The organism is Parafrankia irregularis, from assembly GCF_001536285.1.
In the GTDB taxonomy this organism is placed as follows: Bacteria; Actinomycetota; Actinomycetes; order Frankiales; family Frankiaceae; genus Parafrankia; species Parafrankia irregularis.
In genome coordinates this window covers 45,620-62,655 of the sequence record NZ_FAOZ01000038.1, presented here as the reverse complement: position 1 = coordinate 62,655, position 17,036 = coordinate 45,620, and the positions used below count along the sequence as shown (strand labels likewise).

Annotated in this window: 14 protein-coding genes; 2 read left to right on the top strand and 12 right to left on the bottom strand. The window is 70.8% G+C overall.

Annotated features, from left to right (window positions below; translation table 11 throughout):
- Positions 1 to 51 precede the first annotated feature (51 nt).
- The 11 genes from AWX74_RS34050 to AWX74_RS34000 all read right to left on the bottom strand — a co-directional run bounded on the left by AWX74_RS34050 (position 52) and on the right by AWX74_RS34000 (position 13,953).
- On the bottom strand, positions 52 to 1,437 hold the full coding sequence (locus AWX74_RS34050) for an SPFH domain-containing protein (protein WP_242666550.1): 1,386 nt from the start codon (positions 1,435 to 1,437) through the stop codon (positions 52 to 54).
- A 104-nt stretch (positions 1,438 to 1,541) separates the two neighbouring features.
- Complete coding sequence (locus AWX74_RS34045; protein WP_091285098.1) at positions 1,542 to 2,372, bottom strand: MBL fold metallo-hydrolase; 831 nt, start codon at positions 2,370 to 2,372, stop codon at positions 1,542 to 1,544.
- A gap of 167 nt (positions 2,373 to 2,539) precedes the next feature.
- Complete coding sequence (locus AWX74_RS34040) at positions 2,540 to 3,829, bottom strand: NtaA/DmoA family FMN-dependent monooxygenase (RefSeq protein ID WP_091285095.1); 1,290 nt, start codon at positions 3,827 to 3,829, stop codon at positions 2,540 to 2,542.
- Complete coding sequence (locus tag AWX74_RS34035) at positions 3,829 to 5,178, bottom strand: NtaA/DmoA family FMN-dependent monooxygenase (protein WP_226930918.1); 1,350 nt, start codon at positions 5,176 to 5,178, stop codon at positions 3,829 to 3,831. Before AWX74_RS34035 ends, AWX74_RS34040 begins: the two co-directional genes overlap by 1 nt.
- A 196-nt stretch (positions 5,179 to 5,374) precedes the next feature.
- A complete protein-coding gene (locus AWX74_RS34030) occupies positions 5,375 to 7,111 on the bottom strand; it encodes an ABC transporter substrate-binding protein (protein ID WP_091285092.1) in 1,737 nt (578 codons plus the stop codon).
- A 143-nt stretch (positions 7,112 to 7,254) separates the two neighbouring features.
- Positions 7,255 to 8,178: an ABC transporter permease gene (locus AWX74_RS34025; RefSeq protein WP_091285088.1), complete on the bottom strand. Its 924-nt coding sequence runs from the start codon at positions 8,176 to 8,178 to the stop codon at positions 7,255 to 7,257.
- A gap of 2 nt (positions 8,179 to 8,180) precedes the next feature.
- The gene (locus tag AWX74_RS34020; protein WP_091285083.1) at positions 8,181 to 9,218 is read right to left on the bottom strand and encodes an ABC transporter permease; all 1,038 of its coding nucleotides are present in this window, start codon (positions 9,216 to 9,218) and stop codon (positions 8,181 to 8,183) included.
- 130 nt (positions 9,219 to 9,348) lie between these two features.
- Positions 9,349 to 10,143, bottom strand: a complete 795-nt coding sequence (locus AWX74_RS34015; protein ID WP_091285081.1) for an ABC transporter ATP-binding protein — start codon at positions 10,141 to 10,143, stop codon at positions 9,349 to 9,351.
- Between the two features lie 2 nt (positions 10,144 to 10,145).
- Complete coding sequence (locus AWX74_RS34010; RefSeq protein ID WP_091285078.1) at positions 10,146 to 11,258, bottom strand: ABC transporter ATP-binding protein; 1,113 nt, start codon at positions 11,256 to 11,258, stop codon at positions 10,146 to 10,148.
- A 381-nt stretch (positions 11,259 to 11,639) separates the two neighbouring features.
- Positions 11,640 to 12,902: a Bcr/CflA family efflux MFS transporter gene (locus tag AWX74_RS34005; protein WP_091285143.1), complete on the bottom strand. Its 1,263-nt coding sequence runs from the start codon at positions 12,900 to 12,902 to the stop codon at positions 11,640 to 11,642.
- Between the two features lie 142 nt (positions 12,903 to 13,044).
- A complete protein-coding gene (locus tag AWX74_RS34000) occupies positions 13,045 to 13,953 on the bottom strand; it encodes a GntR family transcriptional regulator (RefSeq protein ID WP_091285075.1) in 909 nt (302 codons plus the stop codon).
- A 295-nt stretch (positions 13,954 to 14,248) separates the two neighbouring features.
- Here AWX74_RS34000 and AWX74_RS33995 point away from each other — a divergent pair, with 295 nt between their 5' ends.
- Entirely contained in the window at positions 14,249 to 14,695 is a 447-nt protein-coding gene (locus tag AWX74_RS33995; RefSeq protein WP_242666549.1) for a VOC family protein, read from the top strand.
- On the top strand, positions 14,689 to 16,098 hold the full coding sequence (locus AWX74_RS33990; protein WP_091285074.1) for an amidase: 1,410 nt from the start codon (positions 14,689 to 14,691) through the stop codon (positions 16,096 to 16,098). The genes AWX74_RS33995 and AWX74_RS33990 overlap by 7 nt, the downstream gene beginning before the upstream one ends.
- A gap of 164 nt (positions 16,099 to 16,262) precedes the next feature.
- Here AWX74_RS33990 and AWX74_RS33985 read toward each other — a convergent pair whose 3' ends face one another.
- Positions 16,263 to 16,922 carry a GntR family transcriptional regulator gene (locus tag AWX74_RS33985; protein WP_091285071.1) on the bottom strand — a complete coding sequence of 220 codons (660 nt, stop codon included), beginning with the start codon at positions 16,920 to 16,922 and terminating at the stop codon, positions 16,263 to 16,265.
- Between the last annotated feature and the right edge of the window lie 114 nt (positions 16,923 to 17,036).

Here is a 17,036-nt window from a genome sequence, read left to right as displayed (position 1 = left end):
CCGACCCGCGCCGGACGATGCGAAGCGGCCCGCAGGGCCGATCGCGCGAGACTATCGACCAGCTCCACCGGGCGACCGCACGGCCGGAACCGACGCCGTGTCGCTCCCGCCAGTCCTGGGACTGGTGCTGGTGCCGGTGCTGGTGCCGTCGGTGGTGGCCGCGGCCGACGGCTTACCGTCCGACGACCCGCCGCTCAGCAGGGAGCGGGCCAGCTGCAGGCCTGTCGCGCCCTGGGAGAGCGCGGCGGCCAGGGTCTCGCTCAGGCCGGCCGCCCCGTTCAGGACGATCAGCTGGTCGATCGCGCTGAACTGCTTGGCCGCGGCCTCCACGATGGCCGGCCACTGCTCGGCGAGCTGCTGGCCGATGACGGCTTCCTGGTTTGTGGCGAGTGCGTCCGCGCGGGCCTTGATGGATTCCGCCTCGGCCAGGCCCCAGGCCCGCAGCGCCTCGCCTTCCGCCGCGCCGACAGCACGGCGGGCATGGGCGTTGGCGTCCCCGACCGCGCGGGTCGACTCCGCCTCGGCGGTCGCCAGCATCCGGATCTGGGTCGCCCGGGCGTCCGCGTCGGTGCGGATCCTGGTGGCGTCGGCGGCGGCGGCGAGCTCGACCTCCCGGGCCGCGGCCTCTGCCGCGCTGATCTGCGCGTCCCGGGTGGAGCGTGCGAGCGTGGTCTGCTCGTAGGCACGGGCGTCGGCAGGCTTGCGGATCGAGGCCTGCAGCCGCTGCTCCTCCAACTCGGCCTCGAGCTCGGCGACCCTCGTCTGCTCCACCACGACCTGCTGGTGCGCGGCGGCCTCGGCCAGCGGGCCGGCCTGGGCGGCGCGGGCAGTGGCCTCGTCGATCTCGGCCTGGAAGCCGGACTGCTTGATGGAGCTGTTGCGCTGCGCCTCGGCCTTCAGCGCCAGCGCGATCTGCTCCTGCTCGGTGGCCTCGCGGTCGGCCTCGGCCTCGGCGATCCGGGCCTGCGCGGCCACCGCGGCCACGTGCGGGCGGCCGAGGTTACGGATGTATCCGGTGGGATCGTCGATTTCCTGGACCTGCAGCGAGTCGACGATCAGGCCGAGCTTCTCCATTTCGGTGCCGGAGCTGGCCCGGGTCAGATGGGTCAGCTTCTCCCGGTCACGGATGAGGTCCTCGACGGTGAGCTGCCCGACGATGGCGCGCAGGTGGCCGGCGAAGACGTTGTGCACGCGGGTGTCCATCTTGTCCTGCTGGTCGAGGAAGCGGCGGGCCGCGTTCGCGATGGAGACGTAGTCGTCGCCGACCTTGAAGATGACCACGCCGCGGATTCCCACCGGAATACCCTGCTGGGTGACGCAGTCGATGCCGAGCTGGGCGGCCCGCAGATCGAGCGACATCCGGCGCACGGTCTGGACGCCGGGCGGAACCAGCACACCCTTGCCGGTGACAATCTTGAAGCCGAGGCTTTCGGCCACGGCGTCGTCCGCGCCCTTCCTGTCCAGGGCTTCGGGTTGGGAATCTTGGTGGCGAGAACAGTCGGGAATGACATGTCCGGTCGCGCCCGGTGAGATCGGGCCGGTCAGGACGGGTGGGCCGGGTCGGCGACGAAGCGCAGGTAGCGGTCCGCGGAGCGGTGCATGGCGGCGCGGCCGTCGGTGCGGACGATGGTCTGCCAGAAGGCACCGTAGATGGCCTCGAAGGCGAACGGCTCCAGCAGGCGGATGGCCCGGCGGACGGTCGCCGGCCGCTCCGGGATGTAGTTCGGGTACGAGTACATGAAGCTCACATACCGACGGTCGAGAACAACCTGCAGGATGTCCCCGGAGAACAGCGCCCCCTGGCCGTTCTCGCCGCCGGCGTGGTGCAGCACGGTGCCGCCGTCGAAATGCACGCCGCCGTTGACGAGGGTGAGGCCCTCGCCGACGGTGAGGGTGTCGCCCGTCCACAGCTCGACGGCGGGGGAGCGGCGGCCGAGCCACTGTTCGTCGGCGGCGTGGACGTAGACGGGCACATTCCCGAACGCGTGGCTCCAGTCGATCATCGAGCCGTAGAAGTGCGGGTGGCTGACCGCGATCGCGCTGATGCCGCCCAGAGCGTTGACCTGGGCGATCAGGTCGTCGTCGAGGTAGGGCACGCAGTCCCAGAGGATGTTGCCGCCCGGGGTGGTGACCAGCAGTGCCCGTTGGCCGATGGAGATCTTCGGTTCGGCGCCGATGCCGTACACGCCCGGGCCCTCGGGTTCCAGCCGGCCGTGGAAGCCCTCGGCGCGCAGCGTCCCCAGGGTGGTCCAACGCTGACCGTCCCAGCCGACGTACTGGCGCTCGTCCTCACAGACCGGGCAGTCGGGCCGCGGCGCGTCGTACTGCACGCCGCAGGTGGCACAGATCGGCAGGTCGGTGGCGAGGTCCATGGAGTGCCTTCCGTGCGGCGTTCGGCCGGGTGGATGGGCAGGTCGATGGGACGACCGGCCCCGCGGTCAGATCCTGCCAGCGCGTCACCGGCCAGAAGCCCGATCACGGTCCGGTGGATCCGGGCCCGCTGGGTCCGGGTCCGGTGGGTCCGGCGGGGCGGCGTGGGTCAGAACTCCAGCAGGTTGTCGCGGAAGTGGGGGTAGGAGTAGCCGTCGCGGATGAGGCCGCGGCGGCGCAGCGCCGGAGCGAGGCCGTCGGTGATCTCGCTGATCGCACGGCGGAACATCGGCTGCTGGATGAGGAAGCCGTCGCCGCCGACCTCGACCATCACCTCGCCCATCTGGGCGGCCACAGCGTCCGGCGTGCCGACCAGTTCGACGGCGCCCCCGGACGGATACGAGGCGAACTCGCGCAGCGTCAGGCCGGTGCTTTTCGCCTGCAGGTTCTGCGTGGTGCTGCGGCTGGCGTTCGTGTGCATCTGCGGCATCGGGGCGTCCAGGTCGAACTTCCCGAAGTCGATGCCGCTGTAGTAGGACATCCAGCCCAGGTTCGACTCGATGTTCGCCTCGCGGGCGGCGACCGCCGCGGCGCGCTTTTCCTCGGCCTCCCGCTGGGTTTCCCCGAGGACCGGGGCGACGTTGAACATCACCTTGCAGGAGTCGGGTTTGCGGCCGAAGGTCTCCAGCCGGGCGACCAGGTCGTCGCGGAAGGCCTTCATGGTGTCGATGCCGGTGACGTTGGTCATCACCAGGTCGACGTTGCGCGCGGCGAAGTCCTTGCCGCGGCCCGATCCGCCGGCCTGGGAGAACACCGGGCGCCCCTGCGGTGGGTGCAGCGAGTTCAACGGGCCCCGGGAACGGTAGAAGCGGCCGGAGAAATGGATTTCGTGGACCTTCGCCGGGTCGACGTAGACGCCGTTGTCGCGGTCGACGGTGAGCGCGTCGGCGTCCCAGGAGTTCCACAGCTCGGTGACGAGCTGCACCCATTCGTCACCCTGGTCGTAGCGCAGGTCGTGGTCGGCCTGTCCGTCCAGGCCGAAGTTCTGCGCGGTGCGGTCGTTGTGCGACATGACCAGGTTGGCGCCGCCGCGCCCGCCGGAGAGGTGGTCGAGGGTGGCAAGCGTGCGGGCCGCCATGTAGGGCGGGTGGAAGGTGGTCGTCAGCGTGGGGAGGATCCCGAGGTGCTTCGTCGCGGTGAGCATGAACGGCGTCATCACGAACAGGTCCATCTTCGGTGCGTGGAAGCCGTTCTTCAGGGCGAAGTCGGTGTTGCCGCGGAAGACGTCGGGAACGAAGTGGGCGTCCTCCAGGATGATGCAGTCGAAACCGGCCCGCTCGACCGCCCGGGCCACGTCGATGTAGAGCTGTGGGCTCATCCAGTCGGTCGCTCCCTCGCCCGACCACATGTCCTTCCAGGACTGCACGCCGCATCCGGTGAACAGGCCGAGGTGGAACATCAGAACTCCAGCAGGTTGTCGCGGAAGTACTCGTGCGTGTACGACTCGCGGATGAGTCCGCGGCGCTTGAGGGCCGGGGCGAGGCCGTCGGCGATCTCGGCGATGCCGCGCCGGTCGAGCTCGTTGGAGATGAGGAAGCCGTCGCCGCCGACCTCCTCCATCGCCTCGCCCATCAGCGCCGCGACGGTGTCGGGGGTGCCGACGAGCTCGAGGGAGACGGTCGTCTCGTGGGTGGCGGCGAGCTCGCGCAGGGTCTTGCCGTCCTCGCTGTCCTTGGCGTAACGCGACATCGACGACTGGTGGCCGTTGACCTGGCCGGTGAGGTCGGGCAGCGGCTTGTCGAGGTCGAACTGGGAGAAGTCCAGCCCGGAGAAGTAGGACATGACGGCGAGCTGGGTGGCGATGGCGTCGTCGGTGCGCTGGGCGGCCTGGATGCGCCGGCGCTTCTCCCGGGCCTCGTCGTCGGTCGCGCCGAGCACCGGGCGCACGAGGTAGAGCACCTTGCAGTCGGACGGCTTGCGCCCGTTCGCGATGAGCCGGGCGGACATGTCGTCGCGGTAGGCCTTCATCGCCTCCACTCCCAGCGGCACGCAGATGACGGTGTCGGCGTTGCGGGCGGCGAACTCGCGGCCGGCGGGGGAGCCGCCCGCCTGGCAGATCACCGGGCGGCCCTGCGGCCCGGGCACGGCGTTCAGCGGGCCGCGGCAGCGGAAGAACTCACCCTCGAAGTCGACCGTGTGGACCTTGGTGTGGTCGGCGAAGGTGCCGGTCTCCTCGTCGAAGACGACCGCACCCGGCTCCCACGACTCCCACAGCCTCCCGACGAGGTCGATCCATTCGTCGGCCATCCGGTACCGCAGGTCGTGCTCGAAGTGCTTCTCGTAGCCGAAGTTCTGCGCGGCCCGGTGGCTGGAGGAGGTGACGAGGTTCCCGCCGACCCGGCCGTCGGTGAGGTGGTCCAGGGTGGCCAGCATCCGCGCCGCCATGAACGGCGGGTAGAACGACGTGGAAAGGGTGGGAATGAGCCCGATACGGGACGTCGCCTGGCCGAGAATGCCGATGAGCGCGGTCGGGTCGTGCCGCGGGGACTCCATGTTGTACTTCAGGTAGGCCTGCATGTTCCCCTGGTAGGCGTCCGGGATCATGAGGCCGTCCTCGAAGATCATGTAGTCGAAGCAGGCCCGTTCCAGGGAGCGGGCCATGTCGACGTAGAGATCGGGCTTCATCCATTCCCGGGCACCGGAGCCGCCCCACGTGCCGCGCCACGACTGGACGCTGAAGCCTGACCCGACGAACCAGCCCATGTGGAACATGTTCTCTCCCTCGCCCGGGGCATGAAGCCCGTCCATCCGCGCGTCGCGCGGCCCGTTCTTTCCTGCAGAAAATCCCAGCCGTGTTTCGGTCGGGGTGCCGCCGGGTTCGTCCGGAATTACGCCGGCGGTCGTGGGTGGGGAGTGCGGTCCGGCCCGCTGCGTGGCCGCAAAGGAATCCGCCGTGCCGGCGAAATTGCGCCGGCACGGCGGAGGGAAAGCGGGAGCCAGGCGGCTACTGGGTCTTCGAGAGCGCGGCGAAGTCGATCGCGCTGTCCGAGCGGTAGTAGTAGCCGTCGATACCGGCGCCGAAGACCACGTTCGGCTGGATGAACGCGACCGGAACGGTCGGCTGCTCGTCCTGCCAGATCTTCACGGCCTCGTTCCAGGCCGTGCCGGCTGCCTCCGACAGCGGGTCGCCGGCGGCGACGCCCTTGTCGACAGCGGCGTAGTAGGCGTCGTTCGCGAAGCCGGTGGCGTTGAGCGGCGAGCCCTTCGTGAACGCGAGCAGCAGCTCGTACGGCGGCGACTGGCTGATCGCCTTGTCGGTCACCAGCTGGATGTCGTACGTGCCGTTGGAGCGCTGGTCCTGCACCGCGGTGGCCGGCTGCTTGTCGATGGTGAAGTTGAAGCCGGCGTCCTTGGCGTACGACTGGATCTGGACCGCGGCCTCCTCCAGCGCCGGAATGCTGTTCTCGACGAGGATCTTCGCCGAGACACCGCTGACACCGGCCTGCGCGAGCAGGCTCTTGGCCTTGTCCGGGTCATACGATCCGGTCCGCAGGCCGTCGGTGGTGTATCCGGGGTAGCGGGGGTTGATGAAGCCGGTCATCGCGTCGGCACGGCCGAGGAAGACCTGCTTCATGATCTCGTCGTAGGGGATGGCGTAGCTCAGCGCCTGCCGCACGAGCTTGTCGTCGAACGGTGCCTTCTTGATGTTGATGTTGGTGTTCAGGTACTCGATCGAGTCGATGTTGAAGGTCTGCAGGCTGTCGTCGTCCTTCATCCCGTTGACGTCCTGCGGGCGAAGCTGGACGGCGATGTCGGCATCACCGTTGGTCAGCAGGTTGGTGCGGGTTCCGGGGTTGGCGACCACCCGCTGCGTGATCGTCTTGATCGCCGGCTCGCCCGCCCAGTAGTTCGGGTTCGCCTTCAGTGTCAGGCTCTGGCCGGACTTCCAGTTGTCGAGCACATAGGCGCCGTAGCCGAAGTTCCCGTTCTCGGCCGACCACTTGACCGCGTACGGATCGTCCGTTGTCACGTGCTGCTTGAGCAGGTCGCTGTCGAAGATGTCGCCGCTGACGTTGGCGAGCAGGGACAGCAGCGTGAAACCGTCACCGGCGCGGTCGATGGTGATCGAGACCGTGTAGTCGTCGATCTTCTTGAACTGCTTCGCCGGGTCGGTGATCGCCGGGGCCGAGATGGCCGGTGCCACCGACGTCGAGTTCCACTTCCGCTCGTACGACCAGAGCACGTCGTCGGCGGTGAGCTCGTTGCCGGCGAACGACTTCACGCCCTTGCGCAGGTGGAAGGTGTAGGTCAGCCCGTCGGCGCTGACGTCGTAGCTCTCCGCCAGCTCGCCCTCGAACTTGAAGAAGTCCTGCTCCTGCGACCCGTCGGCGCGGTCCGCCGTCACGATCGGGTTGCGGATGAGCTGCGCCTGGGTGTTGATCTGGAACTCGAAGCCCTCGTAGGTGAACGCGCCGGCGTCGTAGGCGAACGCGGTCGGCAGCGCGGCGACAGCCTCGACGATGCTGTCGGCTCCGTTTGAGGAGCCCTCGGACGACGAGGAGGTCGTCTCGCCGGAGCAGGCGGCGATGAGCGCGATCGCGACTCCGCCGGCGGTGATCGCGGCGCCCGCGCGGCGCAGGCGCCGCCCGTGCTGCCCTCGAGAGCTGGTCACGACGGGTATGGCGACCGGATCACCGGCGCCATCATTACCCCCTGGTCGGAGGGTGTTGTGGGCAGGCATGAGAGAGCTCCTGTCGATGGTGAGAGATCTGCGGTGGCCACCACGTCGGCGTAGTGGTGCTGCTGGACGGACGGCCGCCTGATCGGGAGGCAGCCGGTGGAGGTGGTGGTGGCTGATGCGGTCCCGGCATCAGCCACCAGCCGCTAGCGGCGGCGGCCGAACAGTTTCGCGGCCGAGGAAGCCATGATCGCGACGGTGAGAATCAGGGCGATGGTGGGGAAGGTGGCGGGCCACCAGCGGCCGACGGCCGCGTCGGTCGCACCGCGGGAGATCATCGATCCCCACTCCGGATGGGGCGGGGGCAGCCCGGCGCCGAGGAAGCCGAGCGACGCGGTGAGGATGATGCTCACCGCGAAGATCACCGAGATGTTCTCCAGCGCCGGCCGGCAGGAGTTCGGCAGGACATGGCGCAGCGTGAGCCGCAGCTCGCTCAGCCCGGCGAGCCGGGCCGCGTCGACGTAGGCGTCCGACCGGACCCGCAGGACCTCGGTGCGCACCAGCCGCGCCTGCAGCGGCGCGAGCACGATCGCGAGCGTCGCGACCAGCGTGGTCAACGAGGCCCCGTAGAAGGCCACCGCGACCAGGCCGACCAGCATCCCGGGCACGGCCTGGACGAAGTCGACGGCCCGACCGATGATCCGGGCCAGCACCCCGCGCGGGCCCCGCGACGACTCGTTCATCCCGGTCAGCAGGCCGAGGAACGCGCCGCCGACGGTGGCGAGCAGGACGACGACGGTGGCCACCCCGACGTTGGTACGGGTCGCGGCGAGCAGCTGCGACAGGACGTCCAGCCCGGAACCGTCGGTGCCGAACCAGTGGTCGCCGCTCGGCCCCTTCGACGACGGCCCCGCGACCCGCTCGGGGTCGTAAGGCGTGATCCACGGGCCGATGACGGCGACGACGGCGAGCAGGACCAGCGGCAGCAGGCTGATCAGCAGGCGCAGCCAGCCCGGGCGCCCGCCGCCGGCGGCCACGGATGCCGCGTCGGTCGGAGCCGGGGCAGGAACCGCGGAAGTCGCGGTGGATGCGGGTGTCTCCGGACGATCGGCGGTGTCGACGACAGCCATGGTTACCCTTCCGCCCGCACGCCCGGCCGCCGGCGCGGGTCGAGCGTCATGTTGACCAGGTCGACAGCGAGGAAGACCAGCAGGGAGACAGCGGCGACGATGACGAGGAAGCCCTGCATCGCCGGGATGTCACCGGAGGAGACCGCGTCCGCGAGGTAGCCGCCGATCCCGGCGAAACCGAAGATCGACTCCATGATCACCGCGCCACCGAGGGTGTAGCCGAACAGGGTGCCGCAGGTGGTGACCGCGGGCGGCAGCGCGCGGCGGAACAGGCTCGCCCGCACCGTCGCCGCCGAGGCGCCCGTCGCGATCCGGAACCGGGTCGGCGCCGAGTCGACGGCCTCCTCCAGCCCGGCCAGCAGCATCTTGATCAGCACACCGGACTGGCAGATCACCAGCACGCCCACCGGCAGCACCAGGTGACCGAGCATCGACCAGGTCGCGTCGAAGCGCAGTGTCAGGACCGTGTCGAGGAACGGCATCCCGGTGACCTTCGGAACCTCCGCGATGTCACCGGAGAGACGTCCGAGCGGGGCGGGTGCCCAGTGCAGGGTGGCGTAGAAGACGAACACGGCGGCGACGGCCACCGCGAACTCCGGCAGTCCACCGGCGATCCGGGCGAAGCCGCGGACCAGGTAGGCGAGCGGGCTCTTCGGGCGCATCACTGCCAGGTAGGCGAACGCCACCGCGACCACGATCGACAGCAGCACCCCCATCAGCGCGAGTTCGACGGTCGCCGGGAGCCGCTCACCGAACTGGTCGGCGACGGACTGCCCGGACATGATCGAGTTGCCCAGATCGAAGTGGATGACGTTGCCCAGGTAGTGCAGCAGCTGGTGGAGCAGGCTGCCGTCGAGGCCGAGCTCCTTCTCGATGGCGGCGCGGTTCTCCTCGGTGGCCTGCCCGCCGGTCAGCACCGCGACGGGATCGCCGGGAATGCTCTGGACCAGCAGGAACGACACCGCCGCGAACACCAGCAGCTGAAACGGCAGCGCGACGATGCGGCCCAACCACCACCGCTGTCGGCGCAGGATCTCCATATGGCCGGTGGTCCTTTCTCCGGACGGACGGTCGGGCGAAGGGGGAGTGGAAGCGGAAGCGGACGGGACGTGCCGGGAACAGCGGCCGAAGCGGGAACAGCGGCCGAAGCGGGAACGGGAGCAGGAGTGGTCAGGCGGCGCTGCGGGCCCCGCCGCCGCGGAAGGCGGCGAGCAGGCTGGCGGTGTAGGGATGCTTCGGCTCGTGCAGCACCTGCCGGGTGTCGCCGTGCTCGACGACCTTGCCGTGCCGCATGACGACGAGCTCCGAGCAGACGAACGCGGTGGCCGGCAGGCCGTGCGAGACGAAGACGAGTGCTGCCCCCGACTCCAGGCAGTACCGCTTGAGCAGGTTGAGGATCGAGCCCTGCACCGACACGTCGAGCGCGGAGACCACCTCGTCACACACCAGCAGCCGCGGACGGACGACGAGCGCCCGGGCGATCGCGAAACGCTGCCGCTGCCCGCCGGAGACCTCCGCGGGATGCCGGTCCACCAGCGCCGGCGCCAGGCCCAGCAGGGCGACCGTCTCGTCGACCTTCGCGTCGGCGTCACGGCTGCTCAACCCGAGCAGATGCTGCGCCGGCTGGCGGATCGAGTCGCGCAACGTGCGCAGCGGGTCGAACGACGACGTGGTGTCCTGCGCGACGAACTGCACCTCCCGGCGCAGCTCCACCCGTGAGGCCCGCATCTTCAGCAGGGTGCCCATCGCGACGCCGTTGAAGGAGATCTCGCCGGCCGCCGGCCGCTCCAGGCCGACCATCATCCGGGCCAGGGTCGACTTCCCGGAACCGGACTCGCCGACCACGCCGAGGCGCTGGCCCGGCTCGACCGAGAGTGAGACGCCGTCGACGGCGGCATGCCGACTTCGGGCGGGCCCGAAGTACTTCACCACGGAACTGACCGCCAGCTGCGCGAAGGCGTCCACTCTTACTGCCCTTCTCGGCGATCGGTACGGATGAGGGGGCGCCGCTGTGCGGGCGCCACTGGCGTGCGCGCGGGTGCGGGCGGTGCGGGTGCGGGTGCCTTCGCGACGGGTGCCGTTGCGGGTGTCGGTGCCGGTGCGGCGGGTGCGCTCGCGGCGGCGACGCTCGCCAGCGTCGGGAGCTCGTCGAGCTCGGCGCTGTCGAGCGTCGGTACGCACCGCAGAAGGCCGACTGTGTACGGATGGGTGGCCGTCTCGGCGAGTTTCGCCGAACTGCGCTTCTCCACGATCCGGCCGCCGTACATGACGAAGGTGCGGTCGGTGTACTCCTGTGCCAGCAGAATGTCGTGGCTGATCACCAGTACCGACGCACCCGATTCCCGGGTGAGCCCGAGCAGCATTTCCATGGCGTCGCGGGCGAGGGAGGCGTCCAGCGCCGAGGTGGGCTCGTCGGCGATGAGCAGCCGGGGTGAGCCGCACAGAGCGATGGCGATCATCGCGCGTTGCCGCATGCCGCCGGACAGCTCGTACGGGCGGGCTCGCAGCACCCGGTCGGTGTCGCGCAGACCGACCTTTGTCAGCCAGTGGCGCGAGATCTCACGGATGGCCGCCCGGTCCGCCCGCCGGTGCAGCCAGCGGCGGCCAGCACCAGCACCAGCACCAGCGTCGGCCCCGTCGGTGCCGGTGGCGCCGGCGCGCTGAGCCCGGATGACGGCGGCGAGCTGGCTGCCGATCGTCCAGACCGGATCAAGGGTGGTCATCGCGTCCTGGAACACCATGGAGAGCCCGGGTGTCCGCACCGGCAGCCGGGTGCGGACCACGCGGGAGACGGGCACGCCGTCGAATTCCAGCCGCTCGTGCGTGATGTGTACGGACGGCTGGGTGAGGAAACCCGCCAGCGCCAGCCCGAGCGTGGTCTTGCCCGAGCCGGACTCGCCGACGAGGGCAACCCGTTCGCCGCGGCCGAGCGAGAAACTCACGTCGTCGACGGCGACGACGTCGCCACGAGACGAGTCGTAGCGGACGGTCATTCCCTCGACGCGAAGAATCGGTGGGCCTGATTCCTCGGCGAGATCCTCCCGCCGTGCGGTGTCGCTGATCACGGTGCCAGTGGTCATCACGGGCCACCTTCCGGTCGATCGCTGCCCCGAAGCCGTCCCGGTGCCGGGCGTCGGAGGCCTATATTTCCGCCGCATTGTTTCTCTGCGGCGCGGGAGCGGTAACCCGCGCTTTGCGCCACACGAAGTGTGGAGAAGTACCTGGCACACAGCGTGATCCAGATGATTGCGCCGCCTGCCGGGTGCCTGCTGGGCGGCCGGGAGCCGGCCTGGAAGCATGATCGAACGAGGTGCGGAGGGATGTTCATCGAAAGGCGGGGAATTTCGGCCTGGATAAGCCCTCCATACCCGGATGACGGAGATCCCGCGGGGGATTGGCGTCGGGTCGGCGAGGATTGCTGCCGGTCCTCGGAGGCGGATTGCCACCGGGCGCCGGCAGGACTATTCCGGTCGGGCCGTGGCGGCCGTGGCGGCCGTGGCGGCCGTGGCGGCGGTGGCGGCGGTGGCTCGCGATCCGCTCGCCGACCGGGCGCACAACACGCATGCGGCGCAGAGCAGAACGCACATCGTCGCGCCCAGCGGCAGAGCGCTGGCGGACCCGAAGGCGCCGGCGATCGGGCCGACCAGACCTCCGAGCGCGAACTGGATGAGCCCGAGCAGCCCGGAGGCCGTCCCGGCGTTCGCGGACTGGGAGCGCATCGCCTCGGCGGAGGCGACCGGCATGCACATGCCGATCGACGCGACGGTGAACCACAGTGCGGCGATCACCAGCGCCGCCAGGTGCGTGGCCGCACCCACCATGATCAGGAGACTGCCGAGGGCGGCTGTCGGCAGGCTGCGGCCCAGTGCGCCCAGCGAGCCGAACCGTGCCGACAGCGCGGCTCCGACCTGGCTGCCGCCCATGAAACCGAGCGCGTTCAGGGCGAACAGCAGCCCGAACTGGGTCTTCGACACCCCGTAGGCGTCGGTCAGCACGAACGAGGAGGACGACACGTAGGAGAACATCGCGCCGTAGGCCAGCCCGACGACCAGCGCCGCGGTCAGGAAGGACCGGTCGCCGGCGATCGTCCGGTACGTCCGGTACGTCGCGACCGGTCGCAACGGCACCCGCCGGGCCGGCGGCAGGCTCTCGCGGATGCTGACGGCGCTGGCGCCGGCCAGCACCACTCCGAGCAGCGCGAGCACCACGAAGACACCGCGCCAGTCGGTGACGGCGAGCAGCGCACCGCCGAGGTTCGGAGCCAGGATCGGGGTCAGGCCGCTGATGATCGCCATCCGGGCGAACAGGCGGACCAGGCGTTGGCCCTCGGCCAGGTCACGGATCGCCGCGCGGGCGATCGTCATGCCGAACCCGGCGAACATGCCCTGCGCGCAGCGCAACGCGGCCAGCGCGGGCACCGACCACATCAGCGCGCAGCCGGCGGACGCGGCGGCGTAGAGCGCCATCGCCGCCAGCAGCGGGCGGCGGCGCCCGGCCGCGTCCGAGATCGGCCCGGCGATCAGCTGGCCCACCGCGATCCCGACGACGCACGCGGTCATCGTCAGCTGGATGGACGGCTGGGAGGTGCGCAGGTCGTCGGCCATGTCGGGCAGGCCCGGCAGGTGCACGCTCATCGAGAACGGGCCGAGCCCGGTCATCGCGCCGAACAGCACCAGCGCCGCCAGCGGGACGGTCCGCGCCAGCCCGGTCTCGCGCGCGGCCACCTTCGGCTGGGACGTCGCCTGTTGCCGGAAGGCCAGCCGCGATCGGGACGTCGTCCGCGGGCACGCCACCCCGGATGCGGCGCCAGCCTCGGGTACCGCGCCAGCCTCGGATACCGCGGCTACCTCTGGTACCGCGGTCCCGTCAGGCAACGTCGGCCCGCGCGGACATCGCTCCCGCCCGCTGCGCGCCCGTAGCCGCCGCACCCGTCACGCGTGCGGCGGCCGCCGGGGCGCTCGCCCGTGCCGCCGTCGGCGCGTCGACACCGAAGGAGAGCGCGACGCGATCGCCGCGGAAATGGGTCCAGTGCAGGTCACGGGCACGTCCGCTGCTGTCGCGGACGACGACCTCCCGCAGCAGGACCGGGGTTCCCGGCGTGACGCCGAGCAGTCGCGCGGTGCGCTCCTCGCAGGGAACGGCCTCCACCACGGCCCGCCCGCCGCCGTACGGGGCGTCGAAGAGCTGCTCGAACAGGGCCTCGTAGCGCGGTGGGCGACGGTCGATGGCGACCACGTCGGCGAAGTAGCGCTCAGGTGTCGCGGGCAGCGGCACGTAGCCGGCCCGGACGCACAGCGGCTCGCCGTCGAGGCGGAAGACCTGTTCGATCATGACCACCTCGGCGTCCTCGATCTCCAGCCGCTCACGCAGCAGCCGGGTCGTCGGGACGACGCACTGGCTGATCTCCTCGATCTCCAGCCGACGCCAGCTCTCCTCCTCGTGCAGCTCGCGGGGCAGCATCTCGCCCTCGTGGACCTGGACGATGCCGCGCCGGACTGTGGTGCCCCGACGCGGGGCGCGGGTCACCAGGCCCTCGTCGGCCAGCATGGACAGGGCGCGGCGCACCGAGTTGCGGCTGATCCCGAGGGTGTTCACGAGGGTGTTCTCGGCGAGCTCCTCCGGGCCGTCGAAGTGCCCGGCGCGTAGGCCGGCGCGCAGCATCTCGTAGGCCCGCCGGGACGAGACCTGAAGCTGGCGCCCGGCGCTCTGCGCCCGTCGGGCGCGACTGAACTCGACTCGGGACCGCTCGATCTCCGCGGATCGGTCCGCTGCCATCGTGCCCTCCTGGTGCCTCGTCCTATCTGCCCTGCGCTACACACCGCTACCGATCCGTCCTCCATGCCTGGTGGCCCAGGTACGGCCCCAAGGCGGAAGAACTTCTCGACTCGCCGTCGACTGTATACGGTTGTGGCGTCACAGGGAATGCCGAGGGTTGGCGGGAATCGCGAAACATGCACGTCACAGCGTGTTCTCCCAGTGAACGGACGGCTGTGGGGGTAGCGGCGGAGCGGGGCTGTCGGTATACAGTCGACGAACTTCGTCGGAGGAACCGGGAGGGTTGAACGTGACCGTGGGCGACACAGTCGAATCGCTGCCAGTAGTCCGGCCACCGATCGTGACCAAGGCCTTCGACCACATCGTGTTGAACGTCGAGGATCCGGAGCGTTCGGTCCGGTGGTGGGTCGAGAAGTTCGGCATGCGGACCCACCGTCTCGAGGCCTGGCGCGAGGGCCGGGCGCCGTTCCCGTCGGTCGAGGTGGCACCAGGAGTGATCATCGACCTGGACGCCCGCACCCCGCGTGGTGGCCCCGGTCGCAACGTGAACCACTTCTGCGTCGTCATCGAGCCGTGTGACCTCGCCGAGCTCGCCGCGTCCGGGGTCTTCGACGTCGTCGGTGGCCCGTTCCATCGCTACGGCGCCTACGGCAACAGCGATCTGCTCTACATCCGGGATCCCGACGGCAACGTCGTCGAGCTCCGTCACTACGGTCCGTCCCAGCTGGACGGACCGTGCTGAGCCAGCCGGCAGCGACCACCGAGGTGACCTCCGGCGGGACGGCCTCCGGCGGGACGGCCGCGCCCTGGGCCGGGGACGCGGTCGGGCTGGTGGACAGCTACCGGCGTGGGGACCGCGACCCGGTCACCGAACTGGAACGGGTGCTGGGCGCGCTGGAGCGGTCGCGGCTGGGCGCGGTGTGCCATGTCGACGCCGACGCGGCGCGCCGGGCGGCCGCGCAGGTCGACCTCGCCCTGCCGCTCGCCGGCGTGCCGTTCGCGGTGAAGGAACTGGAGCAGGTCGCCGGCTGGCCGCGGGCTGACGCGTCGGTGCCCCTGCGGGGGAGGCGGTCCGCCCGCCACTCGACCCAGGTTCGGCGGCTCGTCGCGGCCGGGGCGATCCCGGTGGCGCAGACGACGTCCAGTGAGCTGGCCCGCGGCGCGCACACCGCGAGCCGCCTGCACGGCATCACCCGCAACCCGTGGCGGCTGACGGCGTCCGCCGGCGGCTCGTCGGGTGGCAGCGCCGCCGCGGTGGCCGGTGGCCTGTTCGCGCTGGCGACGGCGACGGACGGCGGCGGCTCGACCCGTCAGCCGGCGGCGATGTGCGGCCTGCCCGGGCTCAAGGTCAGCTGGCGGATCGTGCCCGGTGGACCGGAGCCGGTGCTGGAGCCGTTCACCGTGGTCACGACCACGCTGAGCCGTTCGGTGCGCGACATCGCCCGCGCGCTCGACGCCACCGCCGGCTTCGACCCGCGTGATCCGTTCAGTGCCCCGATCTCTGCGCGGTTCGAGGTCGGTCTCGGGACAGTGCCCACCGCGGGCCTGCGGGTCGCCTGGCTGCCCGACCTCGGTGGCGCCGCGCACGACCAGGGCGTGGTCACGGTGGTGGAGCGGGCGCTGCGCGACCTCGTCGCGGCCGCGGGCCTGCGGCTGGCCGCGCTGGCGACCCCGGTGGTCCCCGGACCGTCGGCGGCGTTCGCCGCGATCGGCGCGCTGCGCATCCGGCGGTTCCTGGGCCCCTACTGGCCCGCGTGCGCGGACGAGCTCACGACGGAGATCCGCGACGTGATGGTGGCCGCGGACAGCCTCGACGCCCGGGTCCTCACCGAGCTGGACACCTACCGGATCGACGTCATCGAGACCATGGCGGCGCTGTTCGACGACGTCGACCTCGTGGCCTGCCCGACGACGGGAGAGGCCTTCGACGCCGAGACGGGCAGCCCCGCGCCGGGCCCGCTTCCCCTGGCGAACATCAGCGGCTGCCCGGCGATCTCCATCCCGGTGGGGACGGGCCCGACCGGCCTGCCGGTGGGCCTGCACCTGTTCGCGCCGCACCACCGCGACGACCTGCTGCTCGAGCTTGCCGCGGCGGTCGAGCGCGACCGCCCCTGGCCACTCGTCGCGCCAGCCTCGCCATGGTGACGGCCGTTCGGCGCGTTCGCGCCGCCGCTGCCACACCGCTGACGCCTCCCGCGGCACTGACGTATCCGGTGGCACTGACGTATCCAGTGGCACTGACGTCTCCGGCGCTGCCGGCAGCCCTCGCGGTGCCGGCGCCATCGAGGGAGCCGGCACCGGCATCCCGGCTAGGCCGGCGGCTTCTCCTTCTGGTAGCGGTGCGCCGCGCCGTTGATGTGTGCGCGCATCTCCGCCTCCGCCCAGTCCGCGTCCCGGGCGCGAATCGCCTCCAGGATGCGGCGGTGCTCCTCCCAGGCGCGCCCCGAGCGGCGCGACACGCCGACGGAGAACAGCAGCTGCAGCCGGTTCTGCAGGTCACGCAGGACCTCGACGAGGTGGTTGTTGCCGCTGGCCCGCGCGAGCAGGTCGTGGAAGCGGGCGTTGAGCGCGGAGAGGCGCTCGTAGGCGCCCGCCTCGGTGACGCCTTCGCCCTCGACCAGCACCGCCTCGAGCTCGGCGTCGATCTCGGCGGTGATGCCCCTGGTCGCCGCCCGGCGTACCGCGGTGACCTCCAGCGCGGCGCGGACCTCGATGAGGTCGTCGGCCTCCTCGCCGCTGATCACCGTGACCATGACGCCCTTGCGCGGGGTGACCTCGACGAGGCCCTCCGACTCCAGCAGCCGGATCGCCTCGCGGACAGGGTTGCGGGAGACCCCCAGCTCCTCGGCGAGGCGGTCCTCGATGACACGGCTGCCCTGGGTGAGCTCGCCGCGAAGAATGCGACCGCGCAGCTCGTCGGCGACGAGCTGCCGCAGCGGACGGTAGGCCGCGCCGATCGTCGTCTTCATATCTCCCACCCGTGCACCTCAGCCGCAGAATTGTGGACAGTATACAGAAATGAATCGACGTCGTCGTCGGCTGGAGTGAGCTCCTGTCCCTGGCCGTCGAAACCACCCTGACGC

Excerpts from the sequence above, each read along its gene's own strand:
- AWX74_RS34035 (WP_226930918.1), bottom strand. The coding sequence starts at position 5,178 with ATGGACGGGCTTCATGCCCCGGGCGAGGGAGAGAACATGTTCCACATG.
- AWX74_RS34020 (WP_091285083.1), bottom strand. The coding sequence starts at position 9,218 with ATGGAGATCCTGCGCCGACAGCGGTGGTGGTTGGGCCGCATCGTCGCG.
- AWX74_RS34000 (WP_091285075.1), bottom strand. The coding sequence starts at position 13,953 with ATGGCAGCGGACCGATCCGCGGAGATCGAGCGGTCCCGAGTCGAGTTC.
- AWX74_RS33985 (WP_091285071.1), bottom strand. The coding sequence starts at position 16,922 with ATGAAGACGACGATCGGCGCGGCCTACCGTCCGCTGCGGCAGCTCGTC.
- AWX74_RS34010 (WP_091285078.1), bottom strand. The coding sequence starts at position 11,258 with ATGACCACTGGCACCGTGATCAGCGACACCGCACGGCGGGAGGATCTC.
- AWX74_RS34030 (WP_091285092.1), bottom strand. The coding sequence starts at position 7,111 with ATGCCTGCCCACAACACCCTCCGACCAGGGGGTAATGATGGCGCCGGT.
- AWX74_RS34025 (WP_091285088.1), bottom strand. The coding sequence starts at position 8,178 with ATGGCTGTCGTCGACACCGCCGATCGTCCGGAGACACCCGCATCCACC.
- AWX74_RS34040 (WP_091285095.1), bottom strand. The coding sequence starts at position 3,829 with ATGTTCCACCTCGGCCTGTTCACCGGATGCGGCGTGCAGTCCTGGAAG.
- AWX74_RS34045 (WP_091285098.1), bottom strand. The coding sequence starts at position 2,372 with ATGGACCTCGCCACCGACCTGCCGATCTGTGCCACCTGCGGCGTGCAG.